We start from the raw sequence: 15,598 nt of genomic DNA on the forward strand, positions 1-15,598 counted from the left end.
ATTTATATAAACGTTCCAATTGGTGATTGGTTATTGGTGATTGGTTATTGGTGATTGGTGATTGGTTACTGGTCATACCAATTTAATGGGTCGTTGCACATATCCCGATCCCCCTAAATCCCCCTTAAGAAGGGGGACTTTGAATAAATCTTGTCCCCATCGGCGCATCGCCCAAATCTGCAAATATTTTGAATTATGAAGCAATAATTCTCAGGATAGCGTAATCTATTAGCGATCGGCATTCAGTGACCAAGCACCAACTGAATGCTAATTGTCATGGAACCTTGAGTTAAGTCAGGAATCGTTAATATGCTAGATACTGCGATCGAATCTATTCAGGCCAGAGAAATCCTCGACTCCCGTGGCCGCCCCACGATTGAAGCGGAAGTTTACCTAGCCAACGGTGTTGTCGGACTCGCCCAAGTCCCCAGTGGCGCGTCTACAGGCTCCTTTGAAGCCCATGAGCTCCGCGACGATGACAAAAAACGTTACGGTGGTAAAGGGGTTCTCAAGGCTGTTGACAATGTTGAACACAAAATTGCGCCTGCTTTGATTGATTTAGATGTGATCGACCAAGAATTAATCGATCGAACCATGATTGACTTGGATGGTTCCCCCAACAAGTCCAACCTGGGCGCAAATGCCATTCTCGGAGTCTCCTTAGCCACAGCAAAGGCGGCGGCCGAGACTTTAGGACTCCCCCTTTACCGCTACTTGGGTGGCACCTTGGCGAACGTTCTACCCGTGCCTCTGATGAACGTGATCAATGGCGGTTCCCACGCGGACAACAATGTGGACATTCAAGAGTTTATGATTGTGCCGGTGGGAGCACCATCTTTTAAGGAAGCTTTGCGCTGGGGAGCAGAAGTATTTGCTAGTTTAGCTAAAGTCTTGAAAGACAAAAATTTGCTGACTGGTGTTGGTGATGAAGGCGGTTTTGCTCCTAATTTAGGCTCGAATCAGGAAGCTTTGGATTTGTTGATGATGGCAATTGAAAAAGCTGGCTACAAACCGGGTGAACAAGTTGCTTTGGCTTTGGATGTTGCTGCTAGCGAATTTTACAAAGATGGGCAATACACCTATGATGGTGTGGCTCATTCCCCAACAGAATTAATCGATTATTTAGCTGGTTTGGTTGGTCAATATCCGATCGTTTCCATTGAAGATGGTTTGCATGAAGACGATTGGGATAGTTGGGTAGCGCTGACTGAAAAATTGGGCAGCAAAGTTCAATTAGTGGGTGACGATTTGTTTGTGACTAATCGTACACGCCTCCAAAAAGGGATTGATTTGAAAGCGAGTAATTCGATTTTGATTAAGCTGAATCAAATTGGTTCTTTGTCGGAGACTTTGGATACGATCGACTTGGGTAAACGTAACAGTTATCGCTCGATTATCAGCCACCGTTCCGGTGAAACTGAGGATACCACCATTGCTGATTTAGCAGTAGCGACTCGCGCTGGTCAAATTAAGACTGGTTCTCTGTGTCGCAGCGAACGGGTGGCTAAATATAACCGTTTATTGCGGATTGAGGCTCAATTGGGCGATCGGGCAATTTATGCTGGTGCGATCGGTTACGGGCCAAAATAACACTTGTTAATGGGTAATCGGGCATCGGGAATTCACATCCTGTAGGGGCGGGTTTTACAAACAATAATTGCCTAAAACCAATAATCTCGTAAACCCGCCCCGACCCAATTACCCATTACCCATTACCAAATTCTCAATTAAGGGTAAAAAGCCAATTGAGGTAAACCCAAAGTTTCTTCCCAGCCCATCATCAAGTTCATGCACTGGATGCCTTGTCCGGCTTGACCTTTAATTAGATTATCGATCGCCGACATCACAATTACTCTGTCAGTACGCGGATCTACTTCCACACCGATATAACAAAGATTCGTGCCACAAGCCCATTTTGACTGCGGATAAACCCCAGCCGGCAACACTTTTACTAAAGGAGAATTGCGGTAAAAAGCACTGAAAATGGTGATTAAATCTTCCCGCACCAATCCCGGATCGCGCAAATTTGCGTAAACAGTTGCCAGAATTCCCCGCACCATCGGCATCAGGTGAGGAGTAAATTGGACTTTAATATCGTGTCCGGCTAAATCGCTACAAATTTGCTCAATTTCGGGCGTGTGGCGGTGGCGGCCCACGCCGTAAGCGCCTATGGAATTGTCAGCTTCTGCCAACAATAGATTAATTTCGGCTTTGCGGCCTCCTCCCGAAGATCCAGACTTAGCATCGATAATTGCGGTTTCTGGAACGATGATACCTTGTTTGAGCAAGGGTGCCAGGGCTAATAAACTAGCGGTGACGTAGCAGCCAGCACAGCCGACTAATTGAGCGTTTTTAATGCGATCGCGATACAATTCTGGTAAACCGTAAACAGCCGTGGCTGCTAGAGCAGAGTCCGATCGATCGCCGCCGTACCAAGCTTTGTAAGTGTCAAGATTTTCAAACCTGTAGTCAGCCGACAAATCCAAGACTTTGCAGCCGGCTTCAATCAGCTTTGGTGCCATTTGATAAGCCAAACCGTTGGGTAGCGACAGAAACACAACTTCACATTTAGCCGCTATTTTGTCTAAGTCGATCGCCTCGACAGTCAAATCAACGCAGTTAGTCAAATGCGGATACAGGCTGGAATAAGGTTTTCCCGCACTGCTATCCCCGCCCAAATACACGACTTCGGCCGCTGGATGATCCGCTAGCAATCGCACAAGTTGCACGCCGCCGTACCCTGAAGCGCCGATAATGCCTACAGGCACACGTCCAACATTTCCCATTTTCTTTTATCCCTCAGCCCTTGAAATCTAAAAAACGCTTTAACTTTTGCTGCATTATAGTATCAAACGGCAACTTTGGTGGTCAAGAATTGTTTTTTTTTGTTATGGAGGTGGATTTTTTTGACTTGGACGGTGTTTGACGGCTCGCAAAAACCCTAGAATGAACAAACAGATGTGGTATGGTTCTATCAAAAACTTACCTTAATTCATCCACAAACAGGAGATTGGGATTCTTCCCTCTTTCTACTGACTACTGACTACTGACTACTGACTAATGACTAATGACTTCTTCCTATGGGCATAGTTGTCGAAAACGTATCAAAACACTTTGGCAGTTTCCAAGCACTCGATAGAGTCAGCTTAGAAATTGAATCCGGTTCCCTAGTCGCATTGCTTGGCCCCTCTGGTTCAGGCAAGTCTACCCTGCTGCGACTGATTGCCGGCTTAGAAATGCCCGACTCCGGCAAAATCTGGCTCACAGGCCAAGATGCCACCAATACCAGCGTCCAAGACCGCAAAATTGGGTTTGTGTTTCAGCACTACGCCCTATTCAAACACATGACAGTGCGGAAAAATATCGCTTTTGGGCTGGAAATTCAGAAAACAGCACCTGCGAAAGTCAAATCGCGGGTAGAGGAATTGTTGAATTTGGTGCAGTTGGGAGGATTGGGCGATAGATACCCGTCCCAACTCTCAGGAGGTCAGCGACAGCGGGTAGCCCTAGCGAGAGCTTTGGCGGTGGAACCAAAAGTGCTACTGTTGGACGAACCTTTTGGAGCACTGGATGCCAAAGTTCGGAAAGATTTGCGTGCTTGGTTGCGACGATTGCACGACGAGGTTCACGTTACCACAGTCTTTGTTACCCACGACCAAGAAGAAGCGATGGAAGTTGCCGATCGAATTACAGTCATGAGTAAAGGTAAAATCGAACAAGTAGGAACACCCGCAGAAATTTACGACCATCCAGCCAGTGCTTTTGTCATGAGTTTTATCGGGCCTGTGAATGTATTGCCCAGCAGTTCGAGGATGTTTCAAGACAACGGCTTTGACTCAGCCAACCCGGAGATGTTCTTGCGCCCTCACGACGTGGTAATTGAAACTACAGAAAACAGTGCCACAGTACCAGCCAGAATCAGTCGCTTGATTCATTTAGGGTGGGAAATTCAGGTAGAATTAACTTTAGATGACGGTCAAGTAGTCAATGCTAATTTGACTAGAGAAAGGTTTGACAATTTACAGTTGCAGCCACAACAAAGAGTTTTTGTTAAACCCAAAGATGCTAAATCTTTTCCGCTTTTTTATTCAATTTAATCCCCATACCGATTTGGGATTTGGGATAGAAAATTTTGGATTGAACGAAGAGTAATTTGCCGGATTAATTATGACGAAATCCCCGACTTATTGAATAAGCCAGGGATTTAATAGGAGTTTGAGACTAACAATTCAAAACTGACAAATAAATTAGTCTTTGATCTTGCTAACAGCCTTTTTGACTTGTTGCTCAAAGGATGTAGCCCTGGTGTTGCCAGGATTCAGCATCTTTTCGCTGTCCGCAGATCCCTGAACTTCATTAATCCCTTCGTTGGCTTTTTTCTGAGTTTCTTCCATAGACATCGGGTCTTTTAAAACTGCTTTTTGAGCTTCTTTTTCAATGCCTAAAAGTTGGTCGGTAGCTTCTGTAAGTTTGCTAGTAACTGCAAAGGCAGGAAAAACGTTAGAAACAAACAACAATGTACAAAAACAAATTGCTACAAAACTGCGAACTAAACCCTTGACAGATAGATTAAAATTCATAAAAGACATACCAACAAGTTTCCTTTTCTAGATTTTTTTTCGCTGCGACAATTGTTAACAGGTTGATGATTACTCAAACCCTGGACAATATTAAGTTGAATTTTGAGAGAAGCAATAGCCTTGAGCAGTTGCCGTCTTTCAAATTGAACTAATATATATTTAACTAAACCAACAGGCGCTTGAAATCCTTCTCAGGGAATATTTTGAAAAAAGCACAAGGAATAGGGAAGAGGGAACAAGAAACAGGGAAAAGAAAGTGATGGGGACACACGCCGAGGATGAATTTATCTCAATTCCGGTTGCAGCGTCAGGTGATAGTTCTGAGAACTATCCCCATCTCCCAGGGCTATTTCATTCTCTTGTAGGGGCAAACCCCCCGTGGTTGCCCCAATCTCACCAAACACATCCAAAATCGTCTGTGAGGGGGGTAGGCATTCTTGACACTACCCCTACACAATCATCGTTTTCTTGAGAATGAAACAGCCCTGCCCCATCTCCCCATCTCCCTTCGGCTTAAATTCACGTTACAGGCGCACGGGAATTTGGCATTCTGCTAGATAAGTCTTAATTTGTCCGACGTTGAGTTGGCCGTAATGCAGCAGCGAAGCTAGCAGGGCTGCTTCGGCTTTGCCTTCAGTCACTGCTTGGTAGATGTGGTGGCAGTTGCCCGCACCACCGGAAGCAATGACTGGAATTTCGACTGTTTCAGCGATGCTTCTGGTTAAATCCAAGTCGTAGCCAGCTTGAGTGCCGTCAGAGTCCATACTTGTCACTAGCAATTCGCCCGCGCCACGTTTTTCGGCTTCCTTTGCCCAGGCGACGGCATCTTTGCCCGTATTTTCTCGCCCTCCGCGCACGTACACATCCCAACCGGGATTATCTGCGTCTTGTCGTTGGCGCGCGTCGATCGCCACTACAATACACTGATTGCCAAATCGATCGCTCGCTTTGTCGATTAAACTTGGATCGCGCACCGCCGCTGAATTAATACTCACCTTATCGGCACCAGCCCTCAATAAACTTTTAATCGTGTCCAAGGATTGGATACCACCACCGACTGTCAAAGGGATAAAAACTCGATCGGCAGTCCGGTACACTACATCAATAATAATGTCCCGGTCTTCATGAGTGGCAGTAATATCCAGAAACACCAACTCGTCAGCACCAGCATCATTGTAAACCTGTGCCATTTCTACCGGATCGCCAGCATCTTTAAGGTTAACAAAATTGACACCTTTGACTACGCGGCCAGCTTTTACATCCAGACAGGGCAAAATTCTTTTCGACAACATAAAATTATTTGGTTTCTATTTGAACAAGGGTTGCTGCATGGGCGTAATTTTTGGCAGCAAAAATAGATAAGCTCGCTTGTGGGTGCCCTAGAATTCGGTCATACTAAGTCAGTCCGGTGCATCGAAAATCGACTAAACAATCTAAAATTTTAGAACAAGGGATTTGAGTTTTTTTAGCCAAACTATCAATTATAAAACTCCCGGTCAATCTAAAATTGCAAGTGTAGAACTTTAAATCGGTCGAATTGATGTCGTTTCTAAGACTGTGGTGACTTTGCAAACGAACCCACATATGGTACTTCGCACAGAAGGTGGCAATCGCTACTTGCCCCTGGCTGGCAGCAATTGCTGGACAGTAGGGCGGAGTGATGACAATAATTTTGTGTTAGTCGATCGCTGGATTTCCCGGAATCACGCGATGTTACAGCAAATGGAAACTGGAGAATTTTACCTGATCGACTTGGGAAGCCGCAATGGTACTTTTGTCAATGGGCGACGGGTAAGTATTCCGGTGACACTCAAAAATGGCGATCGGCTGATGTTTGGTCAAACCGAATTAGACTTCTATGACCCAACCGCTAGTCGCCAACTGCCTCAGACCTACGACACAGACTCCGATGATTTTACAGCAACTTTAACAGTCCGCAGCCTGATTAGTGTCATGGTAATGGATATTAGAGACTTCACGGTGCTGACTCGGCAGCTAGACGAAACTATCCTGTCGGAAGTGATTGGGAGTTGGTTCCGTTCTTCAGGACACATCATTCGCAAACACGGTAGTTGGGTAGACAAATACATTGGCGATGCGATCATGGCAGTCTGGTTCCACAAAACCGATGGTGTGAGTAATGAGGACATGATGCTAATTTGTCAAGCTATTCGCCAACTGCACAAGGCAACGGATGAACTGAGCACTCGTTACCCCCTGCCTTTTCCTTTGCGAGTCGGTGTGGGAATTAACACTGGTTATGCAATGGTAGGAAATTCTGGTAGCAGCGATCGATCGGACTACACAGCCTTGGGAGATACTGTCAATGCTGCGTTTCGCTTGGAATCTTGCACGAAGGAACTGGGTAAAGACATCGCCGTAGGACAAACTACCTACAAATACCTGCGGGAATTGGGGGCAGAGAGCGCTTTCGATCGCCACGTCGTGGATTTGAAAGGTTACGACACTCCGACAGTGACTTACGGGAGTACCTATAGAGACTTGGACACTTTTTTGAAATCCATGGGCAAGAGTTAGCCAAGAATTCGGACTCCGCGCCCGTGCCCGATTTCTTGCGAAAACTGCATAAGCAAAATGGTAATCTCTACATAAATGCTGTGTATTAAATTGGGAGACATAACTTCATGAAACGATTAGGTCGTCTATTGGCAATATTGGGCTTAGTGCTGGGCTGCTTCGCCTGGGCTGGGGACCAAAGCGCGATCGCCGCTTCTTTGAGCAGTCTGGTATTGCCATCATCATCGCTGATCGCCGTGGAAGCGCCGACGAGAACCAATCGCGCCGACGAAAAGCTGGCCACAGAATTTGGCAAAAAACTGGATTTGAACAACAGCGGTGTCCGATACTTTCGGGAATATCCAGGGCTGTATCCCACTTTAGCTCGATTAATTATTAAGAATGCTCCTTACGAAAAAGTTGAGGATGTACTCAAAATCTCCGACTTGACAGAAGCTCAGAAAAAATTGTTGCAAGCTAACCTGGACAAATTCACAGTGACAGATGTTGAATCAGTCTTTATTGAAGGAGACAACAGATTGAACAATGGTCTCTACGACTAGAAAGCCACAGTCACCCGCAAGGATTTTGGATTGAACGAAACTTTGGGATACAAACCCCGTCAGTCGCAAGACGGCTGAGTCATCAAGCAGAAGTCAGAATGCCAAAAGCTGAAAAGCAAAAAATATTGAGGCTGATGACTTCTGCTTTCTAATTGATGTCGGACTTCCCTAAAAAGCAAGTAAAAATCAGAAAAAATAAGGAATAATATACCGTCAATAATGAGCATTATTTCTAAAAAAGCAAGCGCTAAAAATGAGATAAACATTGCTATAGTGAAGTAAGAAGCTATACAAACTTTCATCCGCGCAGGCGGACTTGAAAAGTCTAACGAATGCGGAGTAATGACTGACAAATTTGACGTATTGGTTGTAGGTGCCGGGGCGGCCGGTCTGTACACGGCACTTTGCCTGCCAGAACACTTGCAGGTGGGTTTGATTAATAAAAATACCCTGCCTGTTTCTGCTAGCGATTGGGCTCAAGGAGGGATTGCCGCGGCGATCGCCCCGGAAGATTCTGCGGCACTCCACGTTCAGGATACACTCGTAGCTGGGGCTGGCCTTTGCGACTGGGAAGCGGTGAAATTTTTAGCAGCAGAAGCGCCTGAGTGTATTGATGCTTTGGTAAAAATGGGCGTTGCATTCGATCGCACCGGGACTGATTTAGCACTCACCCTAGAAGCAGCCCACTCCCGCCACCGCGTACTCCACTCAGCAGACACCACCGGCAAAGCAGTGGTGAGTACCCTGACAGCACAAGTATTGAGCCGCCAAAATATTCAACTGCTTTCTCCTGCATTTGCACTCAGTCTCTGGCTAGATGACACCGGGCGCTGTCAGGGGATTAGTGCCATTTGTGGCTCTACTGTCAAGTGGTTGCGGGCTCAGGCCGTGGTGCTAGCAACTGGGGGCGGCGGACAGGTATTTGCTCAAACCACCAATCCGTCAGTAAGTACCGGAGACGGGGTAGCCCTTGCATGGCGCGCCGGGGCCATGCTGCGAGATTTAGAATTTGTGCAGTTTCATCCTACAGCCTTGACTAAACCGGGCGCGCCTCGGTTTCTCATTAGCGAAGCGGTGCGGGGTGAAGGGGCTCACTTGGTGGATAGTAAAGGATATCGGTTTGCTTTTGACTATCACCCTTCGGGTGAACTAGCTGCTAGGGATGTTGTCAGTCGTGCTATTTTCCGCCAGTTGCAGAAGACAGGGGAACCTCATGTTTGGCTGGACTTGCGCCCGATTGCGGTCGATCGACTGCGCTACCGGTTTCCGAATATCATTCAAGTATGTGCTCATTGGGGCATAGATCTGTTTTCCGAACCGGTGCCTGTCACCCCAGCAGCCCATTATTGGATGGGAGGGATTATCGCCGATCGGTTCAACGAAACTTCGATTCCGGGTTTGTACGCTGTGGGAGAAACTGCTAGCACGGGGGTACATGGTGCCAACCGATTGGCGAGTAATTCCCTGCTAGAATGTCTAGTCTTTGGCTCGCAAATGGCGCTGTTGAAGGTAGAAAGTATCAGCGACAAGGCTGTTGAGGATGAAGAATATTCAGAGGAAATTATCGCAAAATCGATTGATGTTTCTGACATTGAGGCGATCGAAAAGTTACGGATCGATCTGCCGAATTTAGTGTGGCAGAGTGCGGGAATTTGTCGCGGCCAAAGGGATTTGGAAAGTGCGATCGGTCAAGTGGAAATTTGGCGACAAGAATTTGCCTCTTTGTCTTTGAGTCAAATGCTGAATAATTTACGGCCTGGACAAATTCTCAATTTTTCCCCTACTGATGTAGAAAACAGTGTACTTTTACGAAATTGGGGAGAAGTTGGCAATTTATTGGATATTGGCTACTTAATTCTCAAAAGTGCTGCTTTCCGTACTGAAAGTAGAGGTGGTCACTACCGACTTGACTATCCCCTCAGTCACCCTGATTGGTGCAGGCACACTTTAATTCATCATTGCCATTGGTATAAATCTGGTCCTGTTTCGCAACCACAGGACAATTGAGATCGTTTCCGGTTGTATTGGAATGATTTAACCGCAGAGAACACTCTTGACACAGAGGGAGAGATGGGGGTCTGTTTAGCGGGTGCCCGTACCGTCACTTTTCGGGTTCCCATTCGGGTCTGGTTCGTATTGTGAGTAATTTTCAAAGTTAAAGTTATTGGAAGCAGTCGAAGTCCATCGACCTGCTGTCAAGTTACCAGTCGAGTTGCTGACTTGTCCAGCAGTAAGCGCTGGTCTGTCCATATTCACTTGCAGACAGGTAGCTAGCGTTGCCATGGTTGTGAGCCGAATCAAAGTACCCATAGTGTTTATTCCCGTTGATGCACTTCCGTGAAAACTATTATATCGAGTAAATTACGTAAATTCACTGATGTCTTGACTTTTTTGTAAACGAACCTAGTAAAAATGCTGAAATCCTTTGAAATAAAGGCTTTTTCAGCTATTTAAATTTTGTGCCGGACTAGAATTTTGGCAAATTTTAATATTACTTGAAATTCAGACTCAAAATTGTTGAATAAGTTTCACTATCATTAAAAATACATCAGGGGGTGTTGCACCAAGTGGGTGTACTACCACCGTAGAGGGTGTCATACATCGGGTTGCATCTTGTCAGTAGGGTTGAAGACTAAAATATTTTTTTAGACACTGCTTAAAATTCAAAAATAAGACTTAAAGCGTCTTAACAGAGGGGAATTGCATTTCTCTTCCTTCTGATGCCCGATCGCCTAATTCAATTAAACTGATATTGATTTTTACCAAGTTTCTTAGCACGATACATTGCAGTATCAGCATTGTTCACTAACACATCTCGATCTTGAGTATCAACGGGGTACAAACTAATACCAATACTGGTACTTACAGAAACTGTATGTTCTTCTAATATAAAAGGTTGCTGAATGGTGTCGCGTATTTTTTCAGCTACTGTCGCAGTTTCCTCCCGACCGGGAATTCCAGGCAAAATGACCGTGAACTCATCGCCACCCAATCTGCATATCGTATCGCTGCCACGCAAGCAACGTTTGAGGCGATCGGCAACTGCTTTTAAAAGCAAATCGCCAATGTTGTGTCCGAGAGTGTCATTAATTAACTTAAATCCATCTAAATCTAAAAATAGTAAAGCTACCAATTCATTATTAATCAATGCTTTTTCTAGAGATTGATTCAATCGTTCATAGAAAAATTTACGGTTGGGCAAACCCGTGAGAGCATCATGATCTGCTTGGTGACTAAGTTCAGCATTTTTTTGCAGGAGTGCTTCTTCCAAGCGCTTGCGTTCAGTAATATCTCTAATAATTCCCACCAAAAATAGATTGCCGGCGGCATCTTTATGGAGTGACCTTTTAGTAGCAGTGAGATGGGTGATGCCGTGAGTATCGGTAAAGTTTTCTTCGTTTTCTAGCTGTAAATTAGTGGTTAATACTAATTCGTCTTGTTCCCAAAAGATATCTGCTTCGGATTTGGGAAATAAATCATAATCGGTTTGAGAAATAAGCTGCTCCAAAGCAGCACCAATAAATCGACAATAGGCCTGATTTAAAACCACGAGTCGGTGATTTTTATCTTTGACAAAGATCGGATCTGGAATTGTATCAATTAAGGATTGTAAAAATTCTTTAGACCGTTTCAATTCTTCTTGCAAGTGAGCCAGATAACCGACAAATGCGACTCCGGAACCTAAAAGACTGAGGATTGGGGGAATTAATGGTAGCCACCAACCAGCTAAGAAACCTAAGTAAACAGTGATACTTACAAAGGTGGTGATTGTCAATAAGCACCAAGCGGATCGACTCAGCGATCGCAACTTCCAGCTCACACTTGCTCCTACCCAAGACCATAGTAAAATCCATAGCCACTCCGCAGAGTCTGACCAAACATGAATACTCCCACGCCCATCAACGGATGCACTCAAAATTTGACTCAAGAAATGAGCCTGAAGTTCCACTCCCGATACTTCCTGGGGAGATGAGAACAAGCTGTGGCTGTAAGCAGTTTGATGAAAGTCTTTGAGGCTAGTTGCTGTTGAGCCGATCAAGACAACGCGCGATCGCACAAAATCCGCTGGTACTTTGTCAGAAAGCAGGTCACTCATGGACACAGCGTGAAAACTGCCTACTCGGCCGCGCAGGGAAGCCAAAATTTGATAACCGCGGCTATCCGATCGCACATAAGCACCATCATTTTGTTGAAAAGGCTGAAACACCCCCTTACCTAACTGCAAGTATTTAGGATTAACGGAGGCTGGCTGAGGGGAAATCCCTTCGCTGTGGAGATAAAGCAAAGCCAATTTGAGTGCGAAACTCTGGCGAGTTTTGCCTTCTCCTGGCCAAGCGTAAAGCAACATTCTACGCACCTTACTGTCAGCATCGATGACTACATTGTTGAAACCAACTCGATCTAGCTTGTTCAGTAACGGAGGTGGCCGAACTCCCAAGCGCGTTTCGTCGGCCATCAACTCAATCCCAACTAAGTTGGGAATAGTTGTAAAAGTTTTGAGTAATTCGGGATTACCGGGTGGAGTTGGCAAATCTCGGTAGATGTCAAGACCTGACGGTGTTACGCTGTACAACCCTGGACAAACAGGGCATACGCGATAGCAATACTCTCACTATTGATAGAGAGAGCAAAGGAGCCGTCCCTCAAAGCTCGAATCATAATGTTTCGAGCGCCGCCCCAATCTCGGTCGTGTTCGTGACCGCAGTTAGGGCATTTAAATGTTTTTGAACCACCAAGCTTTGAATGTTTGTGTCCGCATTTGGTGCAAGTTTTGCTAGTGTAGGATTCGTTAACGTCAATAACAACAACACCCCGTTTTTTAGCTGATTGCTTGAGGTGGCATTCAAAACGATAATGCCCCCAAGTGAGCATCTGCCTAGCAGTCTTGGTGCGTAACTTGCGCTTTGATTTAACAACCATTTGTGATGTTTCAAATGTAGGCAGCAATATGACTTTGTATTGACTTGTCAGGTAATTAACTACCTGCTTGTGGCACTCGTCAACCAAGTCACGAATCCTGATTCTCAGCTTGCTTGCCGCTTCTAGCATCCGGCGTTTCTGCTTTCTACTAGCTTTTGACGCACGTCCCATTAGTTTGTCAAGGTGAGAACACAATCTTTGAATGCGTCCAATGTCTGCCTTGCCAAATTCTTGAAATGAGTCGCCGTCGTAGCCAGTCAAAAAGGTTCTAACGCCAGGGTCAAGTGCAATTACCTTATCCAGTTCCTTCGTCCTTGCCTCTTCTGTTACTGGGATACAAGCGAACCATCGCTTTTTATCTCTAACAAGTTGGGTCGCAAACTCGGTCTTTTGAATTGGCTCTGTACTTCTAAAGCTAAGCCCTTTAACTAAGGATGGGAACCAAGTCTCGCCGTTGAAATTAACCTTGTGGAATTTGATTGACTGTGATGGTTGACGACAGCTTCTAAAACTTGCCTCTCCTTTGACAGACTTGGCTTGTTTCCAAGCATCCCAAGCGTCAAAAATAGCATTTTCTTTTGGGTGAGACGGTGCTGACTTAACCCAATCAGGTAAGTCCAGTCCTAACACGTAGTCCCTCAAAGAATAAGCACTGGTTATTTTCTCGCCTGCTTTCAAGGTGGCAATAGCTTTGTTATAGCAGTAACGTGATGCTGATAGCCAAGACTTCCATTTTTGGTGCAGTCCCAGCTCAGGATAAACCCGAATCTTAAGTGTTTTGTTGGGCGACTTCTTCTCCTTCTTGTGCCTCGGATTCGACTTGTAACTCCTGCTTGATTTGGTTTTCAAGCCTTCTGATGGAGTAAAGTCTGCTTGAAAAACTGTGGAGGATTGCGACGATATCTTGAACGAGTTCGGCGTGTGGAGAGAGACTGATTTGGTTGAGAACCACGATTTGGCAGTCAAATTGCTCACAGAGCCATTCGATAATGTCAAATCCGAACCTTGCAAGTCGGTCTTTGTGGGCAACCACAATAACTGCGATATCGCGGAGCAAAACTCGTCCCAAAAGGGTGATGAGTCCTTTCCTCCTAAAATTGAGTCCTCCTCCCACTTCCTTAACAATTTCAGCGCCCCTTTAGAGCGTTGATAGTCGTTCAACTTGTCGATCGAGGTCTGCCTTTTGAGGTCGGGTAGAGACGCGAGCATAGATAACAGTGGCGCGTCCTCCCTCTGGTTCTGATTCTTTTTTGATGAACTTTTCGATGTCGTACCGTCTTTGACCTGACGGTGTTTTGATTGTGTTGATTTTACCTTCTGCTTCCCATCGTCTGAGGGTTCGGAGGCAAACTCCCAAAGTGTTAGCTGCTTCATTTGGTTTCACGTACTTTGCCATATTAGTATTATGGCTCACCATGTACGCATTGTTCATTCTTGTCCAATAAATTAATGATTAGAGGCATACCGATCGCCCGCGGTTTACCAGCATTTAATTTTTGCAGCAATTGGGCCATCACACCATCAGAAATGGGGTAGCCGTACTTTTGCAAGTCACGTTCCCCAATTTCGACAATGACGATGCGATTGTCCGTTGCTTCTGCCGGGCGCCAGCGCATAAATTGGTCAAAAGCTGCCCATTCCCATACCTGCAAAAGTCCGCTACAGCGAACTAAGATGACCGTACTGGCGGCCACAGTTGCAGTAATCAATACCCGGCGTTCTTGGTAAAGCCATTTTTTGAGAATTGCCCGCATAGGTTCAGGTAGAAGCTCGATCGCCCATAGCAATAACCATGGCAATTGTAGCTTTGGGATGTGAAATTTAGGATTAAAAGAAGAACGAGCCCCCTAATTAATTCCCATGCACCAACTGACTCACCGGAACAATCCAAAATTTTAATCCAAAATTGTTTGACCCATCCTATCCAAATGTAGATGTAAACACGGGGATTGCCCTTACGGTACTTTGAGAAAATTGCGCGGACCGCTGTAACCAGACAATTCTGCAAGTTGTTCTAAAGATTTAGTCCCAGAATAAAACTGACCTTTAATCTCCCAAGTAGGGAAACCTTTGACGTTAGCAGCAGCAGCTTGGCAAATTTCGGCGCGAGAATTTTCTCCTTTGGGATCGCATTCGACATAATCAATTAATTTTGCTGCTTCTCTGCCAAACAGCATTTTTTGATCGTAGCAGTGAGGACACCAGTAAGCACCGTATTCCTTTGCACCAAGTTGTGTCAGATGTCGGGCTAAAGCCATTTCCGCCGGTCCCGATGTGGTAGTGACCAGAGGAGCCGCTATACCCGGCTTATAGACCTTCACAGGAGGTGCTTTGACGCTGTTGTAAAGTCCCAATACAGAGATCGCACTCACCATGGCCACCACCATGCCTGTAAACACGAGTTGACCAATATCTTCCCACTCGCGGCCGACTAAGGTCAACACAAAGAGGGAGAGGGAAAACACCGCAGAACTGACACAATAAATGCACAGTTCCTGAATTTCAAAAGCCATCAAATACATCAAGTAACTGCTGAAAATTACCATCGCAGCACTGATGATGAATAGCCCTTGCCAGGTCCAATTTTCTAGTTGAGTGTGCAGTCCTTTATTGGTGTCAGGATTGACGGTTTTGGGAGCGTAGGCGAGGATTGCTATGCTCAGGTAAGCTAAACAACCTAACAAACTTAAAGGCACTACGCCAAAGACTGTAGCGTAGGGACTGTTGAGAACTTTGTCGCAGCCGCTGGTGGGACAAATTACTGAGCCTGTTGTGAATTTAGCGATCGTCAGATAGGCGGTTTCTAGAACACCGATAACTGCGATCGCGGCCATCACAGTCCTAGACGAGCGATGAATCCAAGGGGTTGAACGTCGGCGAATCATTGTTCGATTTGGTAATGGATAATTGGCAATGGGTAATTGGGAATGGGGAATGGGGAATCGGGAATTGGTGCTTTTTTGACTGTGAATTATGAGTTTTCAGTTATTGCCCGCTACCAATTACCCATGACCGATG

Annotated in this window: 13 protein-coding genes and 1 pseudogene; 5 read left to right on the top strand and 9 right to left on the bottom strand. The window is 45.6% G+C overall.

Going from position 1 to position 15,598, the window contains the following annotated elements; all coding sequences use genetic code 11:
- Window positions 1-309 precede the first annotated feature (309 nt).
- The gene (eno, locus tag P2A85_RS15280; protein ID WP_377473484.1) at window positions 310-1,590 is read left to right on the top strand and encodes a phosphopyruvate hydratase; all 1,281 of its coding nucleotides are present in this window, start codon (window positions 310-312) and stop codon (window positions 1,588-1,590) included.
- 137 nt (window positions 1,591-1,727) lie between these two features.
- Here eno and argC read toward each other — a convergent pair whose 3' ends face one another.
- Entirely contained in the window at window positions 1,728-2,786 is a 1,059-nt protein-coding gene (argC, locus tag P2A85_RS15285; RefSeq protein WP_377473486.1) for an N-acetyl-gamma-glutamyl-phosphate reductase, read from the bottom strand.
- A gap of 294 nt (window positions 2,787-3,080) precedes the next feature.
- Here argC and P2A85_RS15290 point away from each other — a divergent pair, with 294 nt between their 5' ends.
- Window positions 3,081-4,097 carry a sulfate/molybdate ABC transporter ATP-binding protein gene (locus tag P2A85_RS15290; protein ID WP_377473488.1) on the top strand — a complete coding sequence of 339 codons (1,017 nt, stop codon included), beginning with the start codon at window positions 3,081-3,083 and terminating at the stop codon, window positions 4,095-4,097.
- Window positions 4,098-4,247: 150 nt separating this feature from the next.
- Here P2A85_RS15290 and P2A85_RS15295 read toward each other — a convergent pair whose 3' ends face one another.
- Together P2A85_RS15295 and hisF are read right to left on the bottom strand one after the other, a co-directional pair.
- Window positions 4,248-4,580 carry a low temperature-induced protein gene (locus tag P2A85_RS15295; RefSeq protein WP_371117510.1) on the bottom strand — a complete coding sequence of 111 codons (333 nt, stop codon included), beginning with the start codon at window positions 4,578-4,580 and terminating at the stop codon, window positions 4,248-4,250.
- A gap of 524 nt (window positions 4,581-5,104) precedes the next feature.
- Window positions 5,105-5,872, bottom strand: coding sequence for an imidazole glycerol phosphate synthase subunit HisF (hisF, locus tag P2A85_RS15300; RefSeq protein WP_377473490.1), 768 nt, complete (start codon window positions 5,870-5,872; stop codon window positions 5,105-5,107).
- A 292-nt stretch (window positions 5,873-6,164) separates the two neighbouring features.
- Here hisF and P2A85_RS15305 point away from each other — a divergent pair, with 292 nt between their 5' ends.
- The 3 genes from P2A85_RS15305 to nadB all read left to right on the top strand — a co-directional run bounded on the left by P2A85_RS15305 (window position 6,165) and on the right by nadB (window position 9,667).
- Window positions 6,165-7,118 (top strand): adenylate/guanylate cyclase domain-containing protein, encoded by a 954-nt coding sequence (locus tag P2A85_RS15305; protein ID WP_377473492.1) that lies wholly within the window; start codon window positions 6,165-6,167, stop codon window positions 7,116-7,118.
- Between the two features lie 107 nt (window positions 7,119-7,225).
- Window positions 7,226-7,660 carry a photosystem II complex extrinsic protein PsbU gene (psbU, locus tag P2A85_RS15310; RefSeq protein WP_377473494.1) on the top strand — a complete coding sequence of 145 codons (435 nt, stop codon included), beginning with the start codon at window positions 7,226-7,228 and terminating at the stop codon, window positions 7,658-7,660.
- Between the two features lie 342 nt (window positions 7,661-8,002).
- Window positions 8,003-9,667 carry an L-aspartate oxidase gene (nadB, locus tag P2A85_RS15315; RefSeq protein ID WP_377473496.1) on the top strand — a complete coding sequence of 555 codons (1,665 nt, stop codon included), beginning with the start codon at window positions 8,003-8,005 and terminating at the stop codon, window positions 9,665-9,667.
- A 75-nt stretch (window positions 9,668-9,742) separates the two neighbouring features.
- Here the strand turns inward: nadB and P2A85_RS15320 are convergent, their stop codons facing one another.
- From P2A85_RS15320 to P2A85_RS15345, 6 genes and pseudogenes are all read right to left on the bottom strand, one after another.
- The gene (locus P2A85_RS15320) at window positions 9,743-9,970 is read right to left on the bottom strand and encodes a hypothetical protein (RefSeq protein WP_377473498.1); all 228 of its coding nucleotides are present in this window, start codon (window positions 9,968-9,970) and stop codon (window positions 9,743-9,745) included.
- A gap of 427 nt (window positions 9,971-10,397) precedes the next feature.
- Window positions 10,398-12,233, bottom strand: coding sequence for a diguanylate cyclase domain-containing protein (locus P2A85_RS15325; RefSeq protein WP_377473500.1), 1,836 nt, complete (start codon window positions 12,231-12,233; stop codon window positions 10,398-10,400).
- The gene (locus P2A85_RS15330; protein WP_377473502.1) at window positions 12,221-13,429 is read right to left on the bottom strand and encodes an RNA-guided endonuclease InsQ/TnpB family protein; all 1,209 of its coding nucleotides are present in this window, start codon (window positions 13,427-13,429) and stop codon (window positions 12,221-12,223) included. Before P2A85_RS15330 ends, P2A85_RS15325 begins: the two co-directional genes overlap by 13 nt.
- A pseudogene (locus P2A85_RS15335) lies at window positions 13,350-13,976 on the bottom strand (IS607 family transposase). The gene P2A85_RS15330 and the pseudogene P2A85_RS15335 overlap by 80 nt, the downstream one beginning before the upstream one ends.
- 7 nt (window positions 13,977-13,983) lie before the next feature.
- On the bottom strand, window positions 13,984-14,379 hold the full coding sequence (locus P2A85_RS15340; RefSeq protein ID WP_377473504.1) for a CHASE2 domain-containing protein: 396 nt from the start codon (window positions 14,377-14,379) through the stop codon (window positions 13,984-13,986).
- Window positions 14,380-14,535: 156 nt separating this feature from the next.
- Entirely contained in the window at window positions 14,536-15,465 is a 930-nt protein-coding gene (locus tag P2A85_RS15345) for a vitamin K epoxide reductase family protein (RefSeq protein ID WP_377473507.1), read from the bottom strand.
- Between the last annotated feature and the right edge of the window lie 133 nt (window positions 15,466-15,598).

The sequence above is a fragment of the Microcoleus anatoxicus genome, assembly GCF_042465725.1.
In the GTDB taxonomy this organism is placed as follows: Bacteria; Cyanobacteriota; Cyanobacteriia; order Cyanobacteriales; family Microcoleaceae; genus Microcoleus; species Microcoleus anatoxicus.

Bases quoted from the DNA above. Each gene is read 5' to 3' on its own strand.
- eno (WP_377473484.1), top strand. From the start codon at position 310: ATGCTAGATACTGCGATCGAATCTATTCAGGCCAGAGAAATCCTCGAC.
- P2A85_RS15305 (WP_377473492.1), top strand. From the start codon at position 6,165: ATGGTACTTCGCACAGAAGGTGGCAATCGCTACTTGCCCCTGGCTGGC.
- P2A85_RS15290 (WP_377473488.1), top strand. From the start codon at position 3,081: ATGGGCATAGTTGTCGAAAACGTATCAAAACACTTTGGCAGTTTCCAA.
- P2A85_RS15320 (WP_377473498.1), bottom strand. From the start codon at position 9,970: ATGGGTACTTTGATTCGGCTCACAACCATGGCAACGCTAGCTACCTGT.
- nadB (WP_377473496.1), top strand. From the start codon at position 8,003: ATGACTGACAAATTTGACGTATTGGTTGTAGGTGCCGGGGCGGCCGGT.
- hisF (WP_377473490.1), bottom strand. From the start codon at position 5,872: ATGTTGTCGAAAAGAATTTTGCCCTGTCTGGATGTAAAAGCTGGCCGC.
- psbU (WP_377473494.1), top strand. From the start codon at position 7,226: ATGAAACGATTAGGTCGTCTATTGGCAATATTGGGCTTAGTGCTGGGC.
- P2A85_RS15295 (WP_371117510.1), bottom strand. From the start codon at position 4,580: ATGAATTTTAATCTATCTGTCAAGGGTTTAGTTCGCAGTTTTGTAGCA.
- P2A85_RS15345 (WP_377473507.1), bottom strand. From the start codon at position 15,465: ATGATTCGCCGACGTTCAACCCCTTGGATTCATCGCTCGTCTAGGACT.
- argC (WP_377473486.1), bottom strand. From the start codon at position 2,786: ATGGGAAATGTTGGACGTGTGCCTGTAGGCATTATCGGCGCTTCAGGG.